This window comes from Planococcus ruber (assembly GCF_022819085.1).
Classification (GTDB): Bacteria; Bacillota; Bacilli; order Bacillales_A; family Planococcaceae; genus Planococcus; species Planococcus ruber.
Map to the genome: position 1 here is coordinate 643,514 of NZ_JALHAG010000001.1, position 20,445 is coordinate 663,958.

The window sequence follows — 20,445 nt, forward strand, 5'->3', positions numbered from 1 at the left end:
CGGCATGTTGGGGTTCGGAGGCGGCCCTTCTGCGATTCCGCTTTTTCACCGGGAAGCGGTGAAAAAGTACAAGTGGATGACCGAAGATGAATTCGGGGATACCCTTGCGTTGGCGAACACCATGCCTGGACCGATTGCGACGAAAATGGCCGGCTATATCGGCTACCGGGTGAACGGCCTCATGGGCTGTTTAGTGGCATTAGTTTCTTCGGTCGTTCCGACAGTGCTGCTGATGGTTTTATTGCTGGGCATGCTGCAGCAATTTAAAGACGTCGAATGGGTGAATGGCATGTCCGCTGCTGTGGTTCCGGTTGTCGGCGTGATGTTGGCCGTCATGACCTGGGATTTCTTTAAAAAGTCCGGAGAATCTCTTGGCTGGCAGCGGGCAGTCGGGTTAACAGTCGTGTTTGCCGTATTGATGGAAGTGCTGAACATTCATCCGGCGTTTTTGATTGTTGGCATTTTAGTGATTGTGTTAATGCCCCGAAAAAGGAAGGGGGGAGCAAAGTGATTTACTGGTCCATTTTTCTGGCGTTTTTTATTCCTGGAATTTTAGGCTACGGTGGAGGGCCGGCGTCCATTCCGCTGGTTGAAAAAGAAGTGGTGGATCGGTACGGATGGATGAGCACGCAGGAATTTGGCGAAGTATTGGCTTTTGGAAATGCGCTTCCGGGCCCGATTGCGACGAAAATGGCCGGCTATATCGGGTATATGGAAGGCGGCGTCTTGGGGTCTATTGTCGGTCTGTTCGCTTCTGTGGCGCCTTCGCTGTTTTTGATGCTCCTCCTAATGGCAACCTTAATGAAGTACAAGGATTCGCCGCAAGTAAAAAACATCACCAAGTTAATCCGTCCGCTTATTGCCGTATTGCTTGGCGCGATGACGCTCCAATTTTTTATGACTTCAACGGAATCCTTTGGCGGCATTCAAACGGTCGTGCTGATCGTCGTCAGCTACTGGATGCTTGAAATCAGAAAAATTCATCCGGCATTCATCATTGTGCTGGCCCTGGCGTATGGCGGGGCTACCAGTTTAATTTAATCGAATAAAACCATTTATTTTCTTTCTAAGAAAAATATCCGGCAGCCTGTCGACAGGCTGCCGGATATTTTTTAGTTTACAGGCGTTTTTGGGACATGGCTTCACGCATGCTTTGGAGGGCTTTTTTGCCTTCTTCTCCGCGGGCGATCATCAAGTTCGTATAAAGGGCATCGATCAGGCTGAGCTGGGCGATGCGGGAAGAAAGGGCTTCGGAACGGAAATCCGTTTCTTCCGATGAGGTGTACAAGGCGATATCCGCGTCTTTAGACAGCGGAGACTTGCCAAAATTGGTGACGCAAACGATGGTGACGCCTTTTTCTTTCAGGATGCGCAGTACATCTAAAACATCGTTGGTGGAGCCGGAATGGGAAATGACAATGGCCACGTCTCCTTGCTGAAGCTGTGAAGCGGCCATCAGCTGCATATGGGCATCGAGATTGATCGATACCTGCAGGCCGAGCCGGATAAATTTATGGTAGCCGTCCATGGCGATGACAGCCGAGCCTCCGTTTCCAAAAAACTCGATTCGGCGCGCGTCCATGACTGCATCGACCGCTTGTTCCATTGCTTCTGCGTCCGCAATCTGGAGCGTATCCTCCAACGTCTTGATATTAGAGCGGAAAACTTTTTCCGTGACGCTCTCGACGCTGTCGCCTTCTTCGATTTTTTCATGGATATCTTTCAGCGGCGCTACGACTTCAGCGGCCAATGAAATCTTGAAAGCCTGAAAACCTTTAAAGCCGATTCGCTGGCAGAAACGGAAGATGGTGGACTCCGCTAAGCCGAGTTCATCGGAAATTTGGTTGATGGTCAAATGGATAATATTTTTCGGATCGTTCAAGACATAGTCGGCGATCTTTTTTTCTTTTTCGCTGAAGTGGCGGTAACTGCCTCGAATGGCAGCCAGCGCAAAGGGCTGTTCTTTCATCAATTCGCGCCTCATTTCTTTGGGGAGTTTCCTTTAATTATAGAATAACATGTTGTGTATGGAAAAATATTTGATATAATATTTTTAATTCGGAAAAATATTCTTTCATATACAGGAGGTTTTATTATGCAAATCGGTGTAATCGGTTTAGGCAAAATGGGCTTGAATTTGGCTCTTAACTTGGTGGACCACGGACATAAAGTGATCGGCTATGACAGCCATGCGGTAATTGAAGAAAACGGTTTCAAAAAAACGGCTTCGATTGCAGAGCTTGTCGAGAAATTGGAAACGCCTCGCACAGTGTGGCTAATGGTGCCGGCAGGTGAAATCACGGAGTCGGTCATTTCCGAGTTGACGCCGCTATTAGCCAAAGGCGATTCGATCATTGACGGCGGAAATTCCAATTATAAAGACACCGTTCGCCGTGCGGAACAATTGAAAGCACAAGGGCTTTATTTCTTTGACTGCGGCACAAGCGGCGGCACAGAAGGGGCGCGCAAAGGCATTTGTTCGATGATCGGCGGAGACGCGGAGAAGTTCAAGGAAATCGAACCGCTCTTCCAGGACATTTCGGTCGAAGACGGCTATTTGTATACAGGAGAGCCTGGCAGCGGCCATTTCTTGAAAATGGTGCATAACGGCATTGAGTACGGCATGATGCAGTCCATCGCAGAAGGCTTTGAAATTCTGAATAAAAGCAATTTCGATTTCGACTACGAAAAAGTGGCAGGCGTTTGGAACAACGGATCCATCATCCGTTCGTATTTGATGGGCTTGACGCAAAATGCCTTTTCGAAAGACGAGAAACTGGATGGCATCCGCGGCGTCATGAATTCATCAGGCGAAGGCAAGTGGACAGTGGAAACGGCATTGGATTTGAATGTTCCCGCCCCGGTCATTACGTTGTCGCTGATGATGCGCTACCGCTCGTTGGAAGACGATACGTTCACAGGCAAAGTCGTAGCAGCGCTGCGCAATGAATTCGGCGGCCATGCAGTAGAAAAAAAATAAGGCACACAGCGGTTTAGAGAAAGAGGAGGGACGAAAATGTCAGGTTCAACATTAATTTTGGTAGCAGTAGCAGGTATTTTTCTTTTATTGTTTTTAGTCATGCGCACGAAATTGCATGCGTTTGTCGCTTTATTGCTTGTCAGCTTATTGGTCGGCATCGCAGCGGGCATGCCGCTCGGTGAAGTCGTCGAATCGGTTCAAAGCGGAATGGGCGGAACACTCGGATTCGTCGCAGTCGTCGTTGGGCTTGGTGCGATGTTCGGGAAAATGCTCGAAGTCTCGGGCGGTGCTGAGCGTTTAGCTGGTACTTTGATCAGTAAATTCGGAGAGGAAAAAGCGCCATGGGCTCTTGGACTTACCGGATTTATCGTCGCGATTCCGGTTTTCTTCGATGTCGGTTTTATCATTTTGGTGCCGATCGTTTATGGCTTGGCGAGAAAAACAGGAAAGTCGCTACTCCATTACGGCATTCCGCTGTTAGCGGGTCTTGCCGTTACACATAGTTTTATCCCGCCAACTCCAGGACCGATCGCGGTAGCGCAATTGGTCAATGCGGACATGGGCTGGGTCATTTTATTCGGTGCGATTGCGGGGGTTCCTGCAATGATTTTAGCCGGACCCCTATTCGGCCGGTACATAGGAAAGAAAATTCATGTGGCCATTCCGGAATATATGGAATTGGAACAGAAAGAGTACGATAAGGAACTGCCAAGTTTCGGCTTGATCACGTTCCTGATTCTCATTCCGCTTATTTTAATTTTGATGAATACGGTTTCAGGGGTTATGTTGGAAGAGGGAAATACAGTACGGGATATTTTAACCTTCCTTGGCCACCCGTTTGTGGCTTTGACAATCGCTACTTTGTTAACTTTCTACATTCTTGGAACGAAACGCGGCTATACACGCCAGGAAGTCCAAGACATTGCAACGAAATCGCTGGAGCCAGCCGGAATCATCATTCTGGTCACTGGAGCCGGCGGTGTGTTCAAACAAGTTTTAATCGATTCAGGCGTTGGAGAAGTGCTTGGAGATATGATGGCGGGTTCGCCGCTTCCGCCAATCGTTTTGGCATTCTTGATCGCTGCCGCTGTACGTGTGGCACAAGGGTCGGCAACCGTTGCGATGGTAACTGCAGCCGGCTTGATCACGCCGCTTTTGGAAATGGTGAATATGACCGGTCCGGCACTGGGCCTTGTCGTTATTGCCATCGCTTCTGGTGCGACCGTCCTGTCACACGTCAACGACTCCGGATTCTGGCTGGTGAACCGGTATTTCGGGCTTGATGTGAAAGATACACTGAAATCATGGACGGTCATGGAAACGATTATCGGGCTAACCGGATTCGTCGTGGTGCTCGTCATCAGTTTCTTCATTTAAACAATTTTGAAAAAGAAAAAGGGAGAGTGCCTTTTTCTTTTTCTTGTATTCAAAAGGAGGGCCATTATGCCTGAACAAGCATATTACTTAGGAGTCGATATTGGCACGACATCAACAAAATCGGTTTTATTCAATAAAAAAGGAAGCGTTATCGCCAGCGATACGATTCTTTATCCGCTGGATACACCGAGCCCGATCGTCGCGGAGCAGGATCCGGAAGAAATTTTCCGCGCTGTGCTGGGAACCGTACGGGAAACAATCCGAAAAAGCGGAATCGGTCCGGATCAATTGAAATTGGTATCATTCAGTTCGGCGATGCACAGCCTGATTGCGGTAGACAGCGAAGGAAACTTGCTGACGAAAAGCATCACGTGGGCGGATACGAGAAGCTCAAGGCATGCGAAAAAAATCAAGGAACAGCATGATGGACATGCCATTTATTTGCGCACCGGAACGCCGATCCACGCGATGTCGCCGCTTGCGAAATTGGTTTGGCTGAAAGACGAAAAGCCGGAAGTTTGTGAAAAAGCCGCTAAATTTATCGGCATTAAAGAATATGTCTTCTATAAGCTGTTCGGTGAATATGCAGTGGACCATTCCATCGCTTCTGCGACCGGCTTGTTTAATTTGGAGCAATTGGATTGGGACCATGGAGCACTCGAACTGGCCGGCATTTCACCAGACAAATTGTCGCGGCCTGTGCCGACGACCCATCAAATGAAAGGCATGGCTCCGGAATACGCCGCATTCATGGGAATTCCTGAACAGCTGCCGTTTGTCGTGGGGGCGAGCGACGGCGTCTTGGCGAATCTAGGCGTGAACGCCATCGAACCGGGCGTCATCGCCGTCACCATCGGCACAAGCGGCGCTATCCGCACCGTTTCACCTGTTCCGAAAACGGATCCAAAAGGGCGGACATTCTGCTATGCGTTGACGGAAGACCATTGGATCGTCGGCGGGCCGGTCAATAACGGCGGCATCGTTTTAAGATGGCTGCGGGACGAGTTCGCTTCCTCCGAAGTGGAAACGGCGAAACGCCTTGGCATCGACCCTTATGACGTATTGACCAAAATTGCTTCTACAGTCAACCCGGGATCGGACGGACTCCTGTTCCATCCGTATATGACCGGGGAACGGGCGCCGCTATGGGATGCCAATGCCCGGGGCTCATTCTTCGGACTCAGCATCCACCATCAGAAACAGCACATGATCCGCTCCGTTCTGGAAGGCATCGTCTACAATTTATACACCGTCCTTCTGGCAGTGGAGGAATTAACCGGCGAACCGAAACGGATTCAAGCGTCCGGCGGCTTTGCGCGTTCGGAAATGTGGCGCCAGCTGATGGCGGATGTGTTCGATAAGCCGGTCATCGTACCGGAAAGCTTCGAAAGTTCCTGCCTTGGCGCCGTCGTGCTTGGCATGTATGCGCTTGGTGAAATCCATGACTTTTCCATCGTTTCGGAAATGATCGGCGAAACCCATACCCATCACCCGGAAGCTGCGACGAGTGAAATCTACCGGGAATTGCTGCCGATCTACATCCGTTTATCGCGTTTATTGACGGAGGAATACGAAAGCATCTCTGAATTCCAGCGAAAGCATTTGGAAGGATAGCAGAAAGCCGAAACCGATTGATGGTTTCGGCTTTTTTTATTGCTCCGGAAATTGTGTGTGGAAATATTTTCTTTTATTTTATTTGAAAGCTGCGTTTTCTCCATGACCGTGCATTTGCGCGCGTTCAAATGAAAATGCGCTCGTTCACTGAAATTTGCGTGCGTTCAAACAGAAATGCGCGCGTTCAAAGTGATTTGCGCGCGTTCGCCGCAATTTCGACCGCTTTTCTTTAAAATTTTTTTAAACGACAAGAAAATATTCCAATATCAACCAAATCCGAAGCGAAATAAATTCTCTATCCTTGCTGATTCTATACCCAATCCGACAAATTGACAGAAAATACCTATAATTTACCAATCGTTTCTGCTACGATGAGAGAAGAAAGAATAGCGGACTGCAAAGGGGATGGCGGCGTGGAATACGAAGCGATTGTAGTGGGAGCCGGTTTAGCAGGGTTGGTAGCGGCAGCGGAAATTGCCGATGCGGGAAAAACGGTTTTATTATTGGACCAAGAACCTGAAGCTTCAATCGGCGGGCAGGCATGGTGGTCATTTGGCGGATTGTTTCTGGTGGATTCACCTGAACAGAAACGGATGGGCATCAAGGATTCAAAAGAACTGGCTTGGCAGGACTGGCTTGGGGCAGCCGGTTTTGACCGGGAACAAGACGAAGATTATTGGGGGAAAAAATGGGCAGAAGCCTACGTGGGTTTTGCAGCGGGCGAAAAGCGGGCATGGCTGGCAAGTATGGGCATCAGGTTTTTTCCTGTCGTCGGCTGGGCAGAACGCGGCGGCTATTTGGCGGAAGGGCATGGCAATTCCGTGCCGCGTTTCCATATTGTCTGGGGAACCGGCCCGGGAATTGTAGCACCTTTTGAACGCCGCGTGCGTGCGCATATAAAAGCCGGATTGATCGACTATAAGCCGCGCCATCAAGTAGACGGATTGGTCAAAGACGGCCATAACGTTACAGGAGTGTTTGGGTCGGTGCTTGAGCCGAGCAGCGCAGCCAGAGGAGAAGCGAGTTCCAGAAACGCGGTGGGAGACTTTCTTTATCATGCAGAAGCGGTCTTGGTGACGAGCGGCGGCATCGGCGGAAACCATGAATTGATTCGGAAGAATTGGCCGGAGCGCTTAGGTGCTGCTCCTGAAAATATGCTGTCGGGTGTTCCGGCCCATGTGGACGGGCGCATGCTCGCCATCACCGAAAAAGCAGGCGGCCGGCTTGTGAACCGCGACCGGATGTGGCATTACACGGAAGGCATCAAAAACTGGAATCCGGTCTGGCACAAACACGGCATCCGGATTTTGCCAGGGCCGTCATCCATGTGGTTTGATGCCACCGGCAAACGTTTTCCGGCACCCAACTTTCCGGGATTCGATACTTTAGGCACCCTTGAAACCATTCAAAAGAGCGGCTTCGATTATTCATGGTTTATTTTAACGCAGGCGATGATTGAGAAGGAATTCGCCCTGTCCGGTTCGGAGCAGAATCCTGATTTGACCGGCAAAAGCATTCCGCAAGTGCTGTCGCGCGTGCGAAAAGGAGCGACGGCACCAGTTCAGGCCTTCATGGATAAAGGGGAAGATTTTATCGTCGCGGATACATTACAAGAGCTGGTCGCTGGCATGAACCGGCTGACCGCCGAAAATCTAGTGGATTATAAAGAAGTTGAGCGCCAAATCATGGCCAGAGACCGGCAAATGGATAATGCGTTTACAAAAGACCTTCAGATCACGGCATTGCGGGGCGCGAGAAACTACCGGGGCGACCGGCTGATTCGGGTAGCGGCGCCGCATAAAATACTCGATCCCAAGAAAGGTCCGCTTATTGCGGTCCGTTTGAACATCGTCAGCCGCAAAACGCTCGGCGGTTTGCAGACGGATTTGTCCGCCTGCGTCCTTGATGAAACCGGCCAGCCGATTCCCGGACTTTATGCTGCGGGAGAAGTATGCGGTTTTGGCGGCGGCGGTGTCCATGGCTACCGCTCGCTTGAAGGGACGTTCCTTGGCGGCTGCCTGTTTTCAGGAAGAGTGGCAGGCCGTGCGATAGCGAATCGACCAAAATAACACGAAAGCTGAAAGGAGAAGATGGGCTTGAATACTTATCCGAGCGGCTTGCCGCCTGAATACACCACTCAACACACCTCGGAATTCTGGTGGAGCATGGCGTTTTTCTTAATAGGAAGCGCCGTGGTGATTTTCCTTCTGAATATGCTGTTGCGAAAAATGTTAGGCGTCGAGCGAAGAAAAAAGTTTTCTAATAATTATGTAAATGAAAAGCATCAAAGAATCGATTGGACCATTCGGATGGTGGCGGTCTTTGCGATTGTCGTCGCTGCCATTTTTGCGTTCTACTCAATTCAAATTTACATGTTTTTCATCTTTATCATATTTGGTGCGATCCAGGAAACCGTCCGCGCTGTTATGGAGAAAAAGCATGCGAAAAATCCGAATGATTACCTTTTCACTTTGATCCAGTTCCCGCTGGCGATCCTCGTGATTATCACGTTGGCTTATGCAGCATTTCCGGATGTTGTAGGGGAGTTGCTGAGTGCTTAATATTTTATTGTTTCTGCAAGAAATATTATTCAGTTTAGAATAGAGGAATCCCAATCATGACAATCAAAACATCCAATTATTCAATACGCCTTTACGAAGAAAAAGATTTCCCTGCCATCCACCGCTTAAACGAAAAAGAAGGGTGGACCAATCTGGCAGCTAAGCAAGAAGAAACAAAATCCGCCTGGCACTACTCTCAAATTGCATTTGTTGCCGAGCGAGACGGAAAAGTGATTGCCTGCGTCAGAGGGCTGACGGACGGATATGTCACTTTGTATATATGTGAGCTGCTCGTCGATGAAAAAGAGCGCGGCAGCGGCATTGGCCAAGCGCTTCTGGCACATGTGCATGCGCTTTATCCGAAAACTCGGATGGAGCTGCTGGCAAGTGCAAATTCAAAGGCCTTCTATGAAAAACAGCAATTCCGGCCATTCTACGGTTTCCGGAAAACATGGAAAGAATAGCCGTTCCGGCTTCAGCGGAACGGCTTTTTTGATACTTTTCTATTAAAGCAGCCAAAAATGTGTTTACAAGGATCTGGATAAAGGGAAATCTAAGACATTACATGGTGATAAGCCCCCCTTTTTGACAGCTTAAGGTTAAGAAAAAGGGAACGGCAGCCGATAAAAAGAGGGGTGCACATGAATCGGTTTAAAATTTATTTATTATTGATCGCCATTATGTTCGTCTGGGGCGTCAATCTTCCGGCGGTAAAATATTTAACGGCGCAAATGGGGCCGGTGACCATGACGTCCCTCCGTATTTTTTTGGCGGCGCTTATGGTCTTTGGGGTCCTCTTTTCCTTTGGCCTGGTCCGAAAGCTCACGATAAAGGAATGGCGGTACGTAGGGATCGGATCGCTGCTCAATGTCGTCATCCACCATTACTTTATTTCGGTGGGGCTGTCGCTGACTTCCGGTACAAATGCAGGATTGATCCTCGGAGCCAGCCCCATTTTAACCGCTATTTTCAGCTTGTCGCTTCTTCGCTTGCGCCCGTCCAAACTGCAATGGATCGGCCTGATGCTCGGGTTTATTGGCGTGTCAGCGATGGTCTTATCCGGAAACAGCGAAACGAGCCGGATCTCTCTCGGTGATATATACGTCGTCCTCGCCGTTCTTGGACAGGTGCTGAGTTTTTTAGTCATCAGCAGAGCTTCGAAAACCTTGGATCCAAGGCTGCAGACGGGCTATATGTTTTTAATGGGTTCGGTCGGCCTGTTTCTCATCAGTTTGATCCAAGAGCCGGGGGAATGGCGGATGTTTGCTGAAATGAATGCGGCGTTTTGGCTGTTGATGATTGCCTCCGGGGTAATCGCGACAGCACTTGGGCATATGCTGTACAATTATTCACTAGGCCAAGTCGGACCGCCCAAAGCTGCGGTCTTCATAAATTTAAATACATTGTTCGCTTTGCTCGGTTCAGCCGTTTTCCTTGGGGAAACGATTACGGGACTGCATGTGGTCGGATTTATCGTCATCATGTTCGGCGTGCTTTTTGGCTCAGGAGCAGCAGAAGAGCTTTGGCGAATGAAAGCCCGGAAGGCGAACCGAAAAAAAGCGTCGTAACGGAGCAGCAAAAGTTTTTTTGAATGGAGTTTGAATAGATGAACATTCATCGCATGAATGGAAGTTACATAAGTGAAGCGGATCGATTGAAGGAACGTTTCTACAGTTTGATCGGGTATGTCATCGGTTGGGGGAATATTATAGGCGGCTTGGCGTTTGGCTGGTTTGTGGTCGCCAATGAACAAGGCGCTACGCTCAACGAATATCCGGTGCCTCTTGCCATGCTTATTTTAGGCGGGTTTTCGCTATGGCTCGGGAGAACGACGATTCAGGGGACGGTTATAGAGCATTTATATGCCATTAACTACGTGTCGATTCCGCTTATTCTGTTTTATTTTATCGATGAAGTGGCAGTTTCAATCTGGGCAGTCGTCTTTTTATATTTAATGGTGGCATTGATCCTGCAAAGCTTTTTGCTGGTTTCCTACGTACTGGCGGTGTCACTTGCCGTATTGGTGAGCTTGGCCGTCCTCATGCCGAAAGAGCAGATCGTCGCCATTGGCACAGACCATCATATTTTCCGTCTGTCGTTGATGATTTTGGCTGCCGGCCTCGCTTACTGGGGGCTGAGATCGATGAACAAGCGGGAAAAGATGCTGGTTCATTATATGGACCAAGCAGAAGAGGTGGCGTATCAGGATCCATTTCTGAAAATCCCGAACCGGATGGATTTTAACTTATACATAGATTACATGCTAAAAGAAAAGCATTTCATCGTCGGCAAAATTGAAATCAATCATTTCCAATCGGTTTATGATGTGCTTGGGCATCAACAGAGTGATGAACTGTTGAAATTGGTGAAGCAGCGTTTGGAAGGGAAATTGACAGGTGATTCATATTTGGCAAAAGCGGAAGGCAGCAGATTTTTGATTGCCGTAGAAAATAAGTTGGGGCAGAGAGAAGTGACGTCCTATTTTGAAGACATCCTGCAGGCTCTGTCCGCCCCTTACGAATTGAAAAACCACCGTTACATGCTGACCTTCAGCATCGGGACGAGCTGTTCCAAAACAGACGGCCAGACCAGCGATGAATTGATGCGGCATGCGCAATTCGCGCTCGACGTAGCACAGGATTCGGGCATCAACCGCTGGGTATATTGTTCAGAAGAAATCAAACGCGACAGCATGAACCAAGTCACCATTTCTGAAGCTTTATACCAAGCGGATTTAGAAAAGGAATTCTGTGTCGTTTATCAGCCCCAAGTTCAATTGGAGACAAACCGGATGGTGGGCGTCGAAGCGCTCGTGCGCTGGCAGCATCCGGAGCTGGGCATCATCTCTCCCGGAATCTTTATCGAAATTGCTGAGAAGAACGGCTTTATCGTGCCGCTCGGAAATTGGATTTTAGAACGTGCCTGCCGGCAAGTGCAAGAACTGACGGAGCTTTCGGAAGAGCCGTTGAATTTGGCGGTGAACGTATCCTTCATTCAAATCCAGCAAGAGCAGTTCGTCGAAGAAACTTTGGCCATCCTGCAAAAGACCGGATTCCCGCCGGAACGCCTGGAAATTGAATTGACGGAGCGGTCGCTGTTTGAAAACCGGATGGAAGACTTGCAAAAAATTGAAGAACTAAGGTCCCACGGCATTCGAATTGCCATCGACGACTTTGGGACGGGCTACTCTTCTTTCGGCATTCTGGCAAAAGTCAAAGTGGATAAAATCAAAGTGCCGCGCGAGTTCATCGATCGGGTCGACAGCAACCAAAACAGCCAGCGCATTGTGGAAACGATCACGTCTATGGCTGAGCGTTTTGAACTGACTTGTCTCGCAGAAGGCATTGAACGGGAAGAGGAAAGCACCTTCCTTCGCCAGCTGATCTGCCAGGAAGTCCAAGGCTATTACTACGCGAAGCCGGTCGAAATCCATAAAATCAAACAATGGAATAAATCCGCAGGCGAACTTTCGAGTGGGCTGCAGTAAAAAGAATCTTTCAAGCCGGTCCATAAAAGGGCCGGCTTTTATTTATTTGAAATGGAAGGTTCAGGCCGCCATGGAATTTTTAAAAATGTGATAAAGTTGAAGGATAAGATGATTCCAGTAGAAATGGGGAAAAGTATGGAAAGCGAAAAGATTATGCTGCGGAAATTAACAGAAGCAGATTTGGGAGACATTTTAGCAGTGGAGATCAAGAACAAGGAACTCTTTGAACAATTTTCGGTGACGCGAAGCCCGGATTACTATTCGCTGGAAGGCCAGGCAGCAAGGCTTCAAAGGCAAGAAGAAAACCGTCAAAAAGACAAAGAATACAATTTTGGGATGTTCTTAAAAGACGGCACCTTGATCGGCAGCATCAATTTGGTCCAAGTCGTCCGCGGGCCTGTGCAAAGCGCTATTATGGGCTATACGGTGGACCAGGACCATAACGGCAAAGGCTATGCCACAGACGCAGTGAAACTGCTCGTCGGCTATGCGTTTGAAGAATTATTGCTGCACCGCATCGAAGCAGGGGTGAAACCGGATCATATCGCGTCCATCCGGGTTCTGGAGAAAGCAGGCTTTCATAAAGAAGGCATCAGCCAGAAAAACGTTCAGATCAATGGCGTCTGGGAAGACCATCAAATGCTCGCCATCATCAACCCGAACGACTGACAGAAGGCGTTCGGTTCAACTTCTTTGACACCTTAAAAGCTGCGTGATAAATTACTCTTTGCGACTTACTAAAAGTAAGTGTAAATAGAGGAGGCATTTTCATGTCAGTAAACGTAGAATCACCCTTATATAAAGTAATGAAAGAAAGAAAGTCGGTGCGTGTCTACGATCCGAACTTTAAGATTGAAAAAGAAGAATTGGAAGAAATGCTGACGCTTGCAACAAGTGCACCATCTTCCAGCAACCTTCAAGCTTGGAACTTCATCGTGATCCAAGACCAGGAAGTCAAAAAAGAATTGCGCGCGATTGCGAACAACCAAGCGCAAGTCGAGCAATCATCAGCGGTCATCGCTGTGCTCGGCAATATCGACGCATACAAGAACGTTGAGAAAATCTACACGCAAAATGTGGAAGCCGGGCATATGGACGAGTCCATCAAAGAACGGACCGTCGCTAATACGTATGCAATGTACCCGAACGCTCCTGTAGAAGCGCGCATGAACATTGCGGCATTTGATGCGGGCCTTGTCTCCATGCAGTTGATGCTGGTCGCAAAAGAGCGCGGCTATGACACAATTCCGATGGGCGGCTTCGACAAAGCGAAATTCGCAGAGAGATTCGAACTGCCGGAACATCTTTTCCCGATTGTGTTGATCGCTGTCGGAAAAGCAGCAGCTCCAGCATTCGGCACAACGCGTCTGCCGTTGGAAGACGTAGCAAAATTCATCTGAAAACAAAACCTGAACTGCCGGCCGGCAGTTCAGGTTTTTTATTGGAGCGCGGCCAATCGGCGGAGTTGGGCGTATTTCAACTAAACTTGGGCGTAAAAAGGGGAAATCGCTCCTCGTGGCGAAGACAGGTAGATGGATTTCTTAAGGAGGCGACCACATGGCATTTCCGGTATTCGAAACGGAACGATTAAATTTAGTACATATTACACAGCGCTACAAAGACGAGTTTTTTGATATCATGTCACGGGATGAAGTAACGAAATATTACGGGAGTGAAAGTCTGACCGATCCGGAAGAAGCTGCCCGTCTCATTGATGCCTTCCAATTCGGCTACGAAAGCGGCCAGGGCATGCGCTGGGGAATCATCTGGAAAGAGAACGGGCAATTTCTTGGAACAATAGGATTGAATAATTTAAATAACCGCTCGAAGAAAGCGGAAGTCGGCTACGAACTGCATCCGGATTACTGGGGACGAGGAATTACGAAAGAGGCGGTCAGTGAAATCTTGAGGTATTGCTTTGAAGAACGCGGATTTTACCGGTTAGGCGCCGTAACTTTCCCGGAGAATAAACCATCAAGCGGGCTCTTGAAAAAACTTGGATTCAGCGAAGAAGGACGGCTGCGCGGCTACATCTATCAAAGAGGCGAGTCGCATGATGCCTTGATTTTTTCTCTATTGAAGCCGGAATGGGAGAAAAGAGAATGAAACAGATTATTGCGCTTGGGGGAGGCGGTTTTTCGATGGAGCCGGAAAACCCATTATTGGATCAATACATTCTTCGGCAATCAGGAAAAATAAAGCCTAAAATTTGTTTTATCCCGACAGCGAGCGGGGATTCGGAAACGTACACGCAGCGTTTCTATGATTTTTTTGAGCAGCAGGACTGTTCGCCGACGCACCTTTCACTATTCAAACCGCCTGCCGGAGATCTTGAAGAATTTGTCCTCGCTCAGGATATTCTCTACGTTGGCGGCGGTAATACCAAAAACCTTTTGGCTCTATGGAAAGACTGGGGATTGGACGCCATCATTCGAAAAGCTTGGGAGCAAGGGACGGTGCTTGCGGGCATCAGTGCCGGATCCCTTTGCTGGTTTGAAGATGGCATCACGGATTCCTACGGAGACCACTTGGAGCCGATTCACTGCCTCGGTTTTTTAGCCGGAAGCAATTGCCCGCATTACGACGGAGAAGAAAACCGGCGGCCGGTATACCAGCGCTCAATTACATTAAAAGCGATAAAAGGCGGAATAGCCGCAGATGATGGAGCCGCCTTGCATTATATCGGCACAGAACTCCATCGGGTTGTCAGTTCCCGGCAGGCTGCAAAAGCGTATGAAGTTTCTTATAAAGAGGCTTTGCAGGAAGTCGAATTGCCTGTCGTGTATCTGGGGGATCAGAAAGGCTGAGAATAAATGAAAAACGAACAGGATATTTTGCAAGCGATCGAAGCTGACGCGTGGATGATGGCTGTATTGGAAGCGGCAAAGCGATTGGATCTGCCGGATTGGTGGATTTGCGCAGGCTTTGTCCGCACCAAACTCTGGGATGCGTTGCACGGCTTTAACGAACGGACGCCGCTTGGGGATATTGATGTGGTTTACTTTAATCCGGAAGCGGTGGATGAAGCGGAGGAAAAGCGCTATGAAGAAAAGCTTCATCAGCTGATGCCTGATTTGCCTTGGTCGGTGAAGAATGAGGCGAGGATGCAACGCATCAATGATCTTCCGCCATACGCTTCTTCTATCGATGCCATCTCAAAATTTCCGGAAACCGCAACGGCACTTGCAGTTAAACTGGATGAACGGGGACAATTGATTTTAGCAGCTCCTTGCGGAATAAGTGATGCATTGAATTTAATCGTAAGGCCGACACCGCATTTCATTGAAAATAAAGAACTGGGAACGGTTTACGAAAATCGCCTGAAGACAAAGAACTGGCTTTTAAGATGGCCAAGATTAACGATTTATCAGGTGAACCAAAACAGTTAGCGAAAGGACTATCACCATGAAAATACAGACAGAAAGATTGGATTTCCGGCTCTATCGGGATGAAGATTTCGAATTTCTTTATTCCATGCTGTCGGATCCTGACGTCGTCCGCTATATCGGCAACGGCAATACACGGACCCGTGAAGGCGCAGTGGAGTTTTTGTACTGGATTTACCGCTCGTACCGGGAAGATCCGGATTTCGGGTTGCGCGTGCTTATCCGGAAAAGCGACGGGAAGCCGATTGGACATGCGGGGCTTGTCAGACAGACAGTCGAAGGGCAGCCGGAACTGGAAATCGGGTACTGGATCGCCAAGGAATTCTGGGGGCAAGGCTATGCAAAAGAAGCAGCGAATGGCCTCCGCTATTACGGCACACATTACCTGGCGAAAAAACGCTTCATTTCCCTCATCCAACCCGGGAATATCGCTTCGCAAAAAGTAGCTGAATCGATCGGCATGGCATTGGAGAAAAAAATCGTCATGAATGAAAAAGAAGTATGGGTCTATGCATTGAAAGTTTAAGGGTATTTTTCTGTAAAATTATGCTAATATTTGATTAACAATGAAAGGTGGAGATTGGAATGAAACAGGCAAGATTAAGTAAAGGGCAATTAAAACGAGGAAAACAGCGAACCAGCTGAAGAGTGGGGAATACTCTCGGTTTGGTCCAGCTAACAGGAGGAGTATTCAATGTTGAGTAAACAAGGTTTTGATTTATGGGCAGGGCAGTATGACGAAACAGTTCAGCAGAGTGAGGAAAATAATCAGTACCCGTTTGCCGGATACAAGGAAATTTTAAATGCCATCTATAACGAAATCAGAGAACGGGAAAATGCAGAGGTGCTGGATATCGGTTTCGGAACGGGGATATTGGCGAGCCGATTATATGAAAACGGCCACCGGATCGACGGCATCGATTTTTCATCGGAAATGATTGCCATTGCGAAAGCGAAAATGCCGTTCGCCAACTTGTTGGAATGGGACATCACGAAAGGTTTGCCGAACGAGCTGGCAGGCCGGAAATACGATGCGATTGTCAGCACTTACGCTTTGCATCACCTCTCGGATGAACAAAAAGTCGACTTCCTCAAGAGCTTGCTGCCGCTGCTTTCGGCAGAAGGCAAAATCTATATCGGGGACATTGCGTTCCAAACCCGTGCGGACTTGGAGAAATGCCGAAAAGACAGCGAGGGCTACTGGGATGAATCAGAGCATTACTTCGTCTACGAGGAAATAAAAAACAGTTTGGAAAACCTTTTCCAATGCGAGTTTTATCCGCTTTCGCATTGCGGCGGTGTCATTGTACTGGATCCAGAGGCGATTAGATGAAAACGGTGAAAATCGGACCGTGGACGGTGAAACTCGATACGGAAAAAACACGGGAATTCTATAAAACCCACCATCCAATTACCGAAGATTGCAGCTGCCATCACTGCGAGAATTACAGTTTGGCTGTGGACTCGTTTCCGGAACAAGTGCAAACTCATTTTGAACGGCTCGGCATCGATCCGCAAAAAGAAGGCGAAGTTTTTGTAGGAGAAGATGACGGGAAGGATATGCTTCTTTATATGGGGTTTTACCACGTGGTCGGCGAATTGGTCGAAGGGCCAAAACAGGCAGTGGCTGAAGAAGATGGATTGAGATTCCATTTTTCAGATCAAACGGATTTAGTGCCGGAAGGATTTCCGGAACCGGTCCTGCAATGGGAATTTGAACTGGAAGTGCCTTGGCTTCTTGAGAAAGAGAAAAGGGATGCTTATGAATAAAACGCGAATGGACAGCTTCACGTCCTTCATGGACAGCCATTTTTCGGATTTGACCTTGTTGCCTGCTTTATTTTATTCGTGGCCAACCGGGATTCGTTTTGAACTGGGCACTCACTGGAACAAAGGTTTAGGGTATGAAGGCAGTCCTTATCTTGAAAACGTTTATAGCCGGGCCATTCGTTTATTTGAAGCGGCCCACGCCGAACAGGATGAATTGTACATCGTCACGCATCTCCCGGATTTTGGCGACTTGAAGCGAAACCGCAAAAAGCTTTTGATGACGCGCTATGTGAAAAAGAAATCGCTGCGTTACCGCTTGTTGCATCAAGAACGGCCGTACGTGATTCCGGAAGACAACGAAGAAGGACACCACAAAAGCCATTTTTTCGTTTTGCCGTGCCGGCGAAACGAGGTGGACTACCCGGGTTTATTGAAGGAATGCTGCAACGAAGATATGGGATTCAAAAAAACGGTCTACCAGGAGATCTTCATCGTCAATAAAACCCGGAAAACCGTTTTCCATGTGTATGACGACAGAGGGTGCGACTTGATTGCCGCGTCTGTAGAAGCGATCCGCCCGATGTATAAAGCTTTCAACGGCTGGATATTGGATTACGACCGCCTGAAAATCGATCAAGTTTTCAATGGAGGGAACACGATGAAGCCGGTAATGAAGAGAAGCGAATTGCAAAACAAAGAGGACATCTGGAATGCCGTAATCTCAGCTATCAGTAACATGGACTTTCCTTCCGGAGATCCGACCGCCGATGAACTTTCCATCCTTTTTCAGTATTATTCCGAGAATGAAAGCGGCGGGCATGAAATTTTGCTGAATTGGTGCAGTGAGTTGATTGAAGAGAAGGGCATTGATGCTTATCTTGAGAAACTCACCTTAATCTTGGAGAAAATTGGAGCGGGCGAATACGCAGCAATCGAGCAGCGCTACTTGAAGGACATCTGGCAGCTTTATAAAGAGCTGGAGCAAGACGAACGAAAAGAAGACGCTTTTCTGCAAGCTGTACAACAAGCCGATGGAGCTTACCAAGCGCTTGGAAAGCAGTTGGAGAACAAGATGGAAGCGTATTTTGTAGACATTTATCCGAAATTGATTGATGTAGTAGAATGATTCGCATAAAAGAGAGGCTGATTCTTAGATGAATCAGCCTTTTTTCTTTAGGTTTCTAGAGCGTGGAAAGTAAATTGGGTCGGAAGGATAGTATTTGTGCGCGAATGGACAGTATTTTGAGGTGAACGGACAGTATGTGGCGTTTTAAGGCAAGTAAATGAAAATGCTGGATGCAAGAAATAAAATAAAAGAAAATTTTTCCATTTTATGTCTTCCATTCTATCCTTAAAAAAGAAGCCCTGGAATAAAACACATTCCAGGGCCCCATGTCCTATTCCCGCGGATTCTTCAATTCCACCTTCACATCGCCTTTGATGCGGTTTGGGTAGGCAAATAGCTCGAGACGCAACGGATTGGTGTAATCGGTCGTCCCGAATTCGACCGTCCACTGGATTTCATTGTCCGGCGTCGACATCGATTCGGAGGATGGATAGAATCTTTTCCCTTCGGCGTCTTCAATCCCCGTCGTTAATCCGTATCGATGCGCTTCATCCTCAATTCCGGAAAGTGCGAAGATGGCTTCCTTTTGATCGGCTTTTTCCATTGAAAATCGCGCATCTTTCGGACCACTAATCAATTCCCCTTTTTCTGTATCAATGACTAAAAATGCTTCTTCGACCGGCAATGCCTGGACTGTATTGAATCGCAAATAAAGTTCGCCCGGCTGTTCAAAATAATTGCTTTGGAGCAGGTATGAAATGCTTCCTTCTGAGAGGTTTCCTGTAGAGGTGAAGCCGTTCAACATCGATCCCCATACATTTCCGTTTTCATCCTCCAGCCGCATGTCTTCGAACTGGAGGATCTTCATGGAGTTCGTTGGATCCAATGAAATATTGATCTCTGCACGAAGTGGGTGGATGATGACTTCTTCGATAATGATTTTCTGCCCTTCAATTTCCGCCACTTCATCTAAAGCGAACACGAGACTCGGTTTGATATCTTCAGGGACGGTGAAAGGCACACTGAAGAGTACTTCTTCGCCGGAAACAGTTGCAGATAACTCGAAACCGAATGCCAAATCATCAAACACCATCGGGTCCTCAAAATAAAACTCGATGTGGTCGGTATACCGATTTGGCGATTTTCCGTCATGGGGACCGCCAAGAGACATGCTATAAGGCGGAATCTCTTTCGTGTTTTTCAATCGCGCGTTCTTCACTTGAATGTCTTCGAGCGATTCAGAAGACTCGATTGTGTAATAAACGTTCATGCCCGATTCATCAAGAATGAGGCCGTCGATTGTCAACGTATGGTTGCCTTGCTGTTCGGACGCTCCAATTGCTTGGTAATAATCGTTTTTGAAAATGCCGCTGAGCCCTTTGTCCTGTTCGATCAACTCCACGAATTTCTCCAGGCCGGGAATAACAGCAACCGCGTTCGCAAAAGCGGGCGATACCCGAATGCTCGTAGCAAAAGCGAGGATCAGGACAGCCGCTGCAGCGAGAGTCCAAAGGGTGCGTTTCTTCCGAACTCGAGTCAAACGCTTCTCGCGTTTTGCCCGTTCCATTCCTTGAAAGATCGCGGCGTCCGCCTGTTCCGAAGGGAGGGTCTCTGTATCCAATCGCTGTCTGAGCGATGCGAGCTTTTCTTCTTCTCTGTCATACATGATCCATCTCTCCTTTGCCTTCGAAATGGCGGCGGAGGGTCCGAAGGGTTTTATGCAGGCGCGATTTCACCGTGCCTTCCGGGACCTTTTCCAACGCCGCAATGTCTTTGATTTTGACATCTTGGAAATACTTCAAATAAATCAATTGCTGCTCTTTTTCGTTCAGGGAAGCGAGGGCTTCAGCCAATTCCAATTGTTCGAAATTGCTGGTGGTGCTCGCTTCATTCGCCCGTCCATCCATGACGAGCCGTTTGTTCTTCTTCAATTGATCCTGGCAATAATTCATCATGATGCGGATCAGCCAGGTTTTTAAATAGGCGGGGTTCTTCACGGTATGAATTTTCATATATGCCCGGTAAGTCGTTTCTTGAAGCGCTTCAAGCGCGCTATGTTCATCTTTTAAAAAAGCGAATGCCGTGCGGAGCAATGCTTCTTTATGCAGCTGCATCAATGCAAGAAACGCTTCTTCGTCTCCTGCGATGGCCCGCTGGCTCATCTCAAGGCTGTCCATCAACCCGCCTCCTTTAGGCATCTTTAC

At 48.2% G+C, this 20,445-nt stretch carries 22 protein-coding genes; 19 read left to right on the forward strand and 3 right to left on the reverse strand.

Annotated features, from left to right (window positions below; all coding sequences use genetic code 11):
- The first annotated feature begins 4 nt into the window (after positions 1-4).
- Positions 5-511, forward strand: a complete 507-nt coding sequence (locus MTR82_RS03240) for a chromate transporter (protein WP_052654296.1) — start codon at positions 5-7, stop codon at positions 509-511.
- The gene (locus tag MTR82_RS03245; protein ID WP_246807689.1) at positions 508-1,041 is read left to right on the forward strand and encodes a chromate transporter; all 534 of its coding nucleotides are present in this window, start codon (positions 508-510) and stop codon (positions 1,039-1,041) included. The genes MTR82_RS03240 and MTR82_RS03245 overlap by 4 nt, the downstream gene beginning before the upstream one ends.
- Positions 1,042-1,117: 76 nt before the next feature.
- Here the strand turns inward: MTR82_RS03245 and MTR82_RS03250 are convergent, their stop codons facing one another.
- Positions 1,118-1,969, reverse strand: a complete 852-nt coding sequence (locus tag MTR82_RS03250; RefSeq protein ID WP_246807690.1) for a MurR/RpiR family transcriptional regulator — start codon at positions 1,967-1,969, stop codon at positions 1,118-1,120.
- 126 nt (positions 1,970-2,095) lie between these two features.
- Between MTR82_RS03250 and gnd the strand changes: the two genes are divergently transcribed.
- The 17 genes from gnd (at position 2,096) to MTR82_RS03335 (ending at position 18,301) form a co-directional block, all read left to right on the forward strand.
- Positions 2,096-2,980, forward strand: a complete 885-nt coding sequence (gnd, locus tag MTR82_RS03255; RefSeq protein WP_246807691.1) for a phosphogluconate dehydrogenase (NAD(+)-dependent, decarboxylating) — start codon at positions 2,096-2,098, stop codon at positions 2,978-2,980.
- A gap of 36 nt (positions 2,981-3,016) precedes the next feature.
- Positions 3,017-4,357: a GntT/GntP/DsdX family permease gene (locus MTR82_RS03260; protein ID WP_052649733.1), complete on the forward strand. Its 1,341-nt coding sequence runs from the start codon at positions 3,017-3,019 to the stop codon at positions 4,355-4,357.
- A gap of 66 nt (positions 4,358-4,423) precedes the next feature.
- Positions 4,424-5,971: a gluconokinase gene (gntK, locus tag MTR82_RS03265; protein WP_246807692.1), complete on the forward strand. Its 1,548-nt coding sequence runs from the start codon at positions 4,424-4,426 to the stop codon at positions 5,969-5,971.
- Positions 5,972-6,384: 413 nt separating this feature from the next.
- The gene (locus MTR82_RS03270; RefSeq protein ID WP_246807693.1) at positions 6,385-8,040 is read left to right on the forward strand and encodes an FAD-binding dehydrogenase; all 1,656 of its coding nucleotides are present in this window, start codon (positions 6,385-6,387) and stop codon (positions 8,038-8,040) included.
- A gap of 27 nt (positions 8,041-8,067) precedes the next feature.
- Positions 8,068-8,532 (forward strand): DUF4181 domain-containing protein, encoded by a 465-nt coding sequence (locus MTR82_RS03275; RefSeq protein ID WP_246807694.1) that lies wholly within the window; start codon positions 8,068-8,070, stop codon positions 8,530-8,532.
- Between the two features lie 56 nt (positions 8,533-8,588).
- Positions 8,589-8,996 carry a GNAT family N-acetyltransferase gene (locus MTR82_RS03280; RefSeq protein WP_246807695.1) on the forward strand — a complete coding sequence of 136 codons (408 nt, stop codon included), beginning with the start codon at positions 8,589-8,591 and terminating at the stop codon, positions 8,994-8,996.
- A gap of 177 nt (positions 8,997-9,173) precedes the next feature.
- A complete protein-coding gene (locus MTR82_RS03285) occupies positions 9,174-10,100 on the forward strand; it encodes a DMT family transporter (RefSeq protein WP_246807701.1) in 927 nt (308 codons plus the stop codon).
- A gap of 38 nt (positions 10,101-10,138) precedes the next feature.
- On the forward strand, positions 10,139-12,019 hold the full coding sequence (locus tag MTR82_RS03290; protein WP_246807703.1) for a putative bifunctional diguanylate cyclase/phosphodiesterase: 1,881 nt from the start codon (positions 10,139-10,141) through the stop codon (positions 12,017-12,019).
- A 108-nt stretch (positions 12,020-12,127) separates the two neighbouring features.
- Positions 12,128-12,688, forward strand: a complete 561-nt coding sequence (locus MTR82_RS03295) for a GNAT family N-acetyltransferase (RefSeq protein WP_425023639.1) — start codon at positions 12,128-12,130, stop codon at positions 12,686-12,688.
- Positions 12,689-12,789: 101 nt separating this feature from the next.
- Positions 12,790-13,419: a nitroreductase family protein gene (locus MTR82_RS03300; protein ID WP_052649744.1), complete on the forward strand. Its 630-nt coding sequence runs from the start codon at positions 12,790-12,792 to the stop codon at positions 13,417-13,419.
- 157 nt (positions 13,420-13,576) lie between these two features.
- A complete protein-coding gene (locus tag MTR82_RS03305) occupies positions 13,577-14,125 on the forward strand; it encodes a GNAT family N-acetyltransferase (RefSeq protein WP_246807705.1) in 549 nt (182 codons plus the stop codon).
- On the forward strand, positions 14,122-14,826 hold the full coding sequence (locus MTR82_RS03310; RefSeq protein WP_246807707.1) for a Type 1 glutamine amidotransferase-like domain-containing protein: 705 nt from the start codon (positions 14,122-14,124) through the stop codon (positions 14,824-14,826). The genes MTR82_RS03305 and MTR82_RS03310 overlap by 4 nt, the downstream gene beginning before the upstream one ends.
- Before the next feature lie 6 nt (positions 14,827-14,832).
- Positions 14,833-15,408 carry a nucleotidyltransferase family protein gene (locus MTR82_RS03315; RefSeq protein WP_246807709.1) on the forward strand — a complete coding sequence of 192 codons (576 nt, stop codon included), beginning with the start codon at positions 14,833-14,835 and terminating at the stop codon, positions 15,406-15,408.
- Between the two features lie 16 nt (positions 15,409-15,424).
- Positions 15,425-15,931, forward strand: a complete 507-nt coding sequence (locus tag MTR82_RS03320) for a GNAT family N-acetyltransferase (RefSeq protein ID WP_052649752.1) — start codon at positions 15,425-15,427, stop codon at positions 15,929-15,931.
- A gap of 168 nt (positions 15,932-16,099) precedes the next feature.
- Positions 16,100-16,738, forward strand: coding sequence for a class I SAM-dependent methyltransferase (locus tag MTR82_RS03325; protein WP_246807712.1), 639 nt, complete (start codon positions 16,100-16,102; stop codon positions 16,736-16,738).
- On the forward strand, positions 16,735-17,175 hold the full coding sequence (locus tag MTR82_RS03330) for a hypothetical protein (RefSeq protein ID WP_246807713.1): 441 nt from the start codon (positions 16,735-16,737) through the stop codon (positions 17,173-17,175). Before MTR82_RS03325 ends, MTR82_RS03330 begins: the two co-directional genes overlap by 4 nt.
- Positions 17,168-18,301, forward strand: coding sequence for a DUF3885 domain-containing protein (locus tag MTR82_RS03335; protein ID WP_246807716.1), 1,134 nt, complete (start codon positions 17,168-17,170; stop codon positions 18,299-18,301). Before MTR82_RS03330 ends, MTR82_RS03335 begins: the two co-directional genes overlap by 8 nt.
- A 271-nt stretch (positions 18,302-18,572) precedes the next feature.
- Here the strand turns inward: MTR82_RS03335 and MTR82_RS03340 are convergent, their stop codons facing one another.
- Positions 18,573-19,907 (reverse strand): DUF4179 domain-containing protein, encoded by a 1,335-nt coding sequence (locus MTR82_RS03340; RefSeq protein ID WP_246807717.1) that lies wholly within the window; start codon positions 19,905-19,907, stop codon positions 18,573-18,575.
- Entirely contained in the window at positions 19,900-20,418 is a 519-nt protein-coding gene (locus tag MTR82_RS03345) for an RNA polymerase sigma factor (protein ID WP_246807719.1), read from the reverse strand. The genes MTR82_RS03340 and MTR82_RS03345 overlap by 8 nt, the downstream gene beginning before the upstream one ends.
- Between the last annotated feature and the right edge of the window lie 27 nt (positions 20,419-20,445).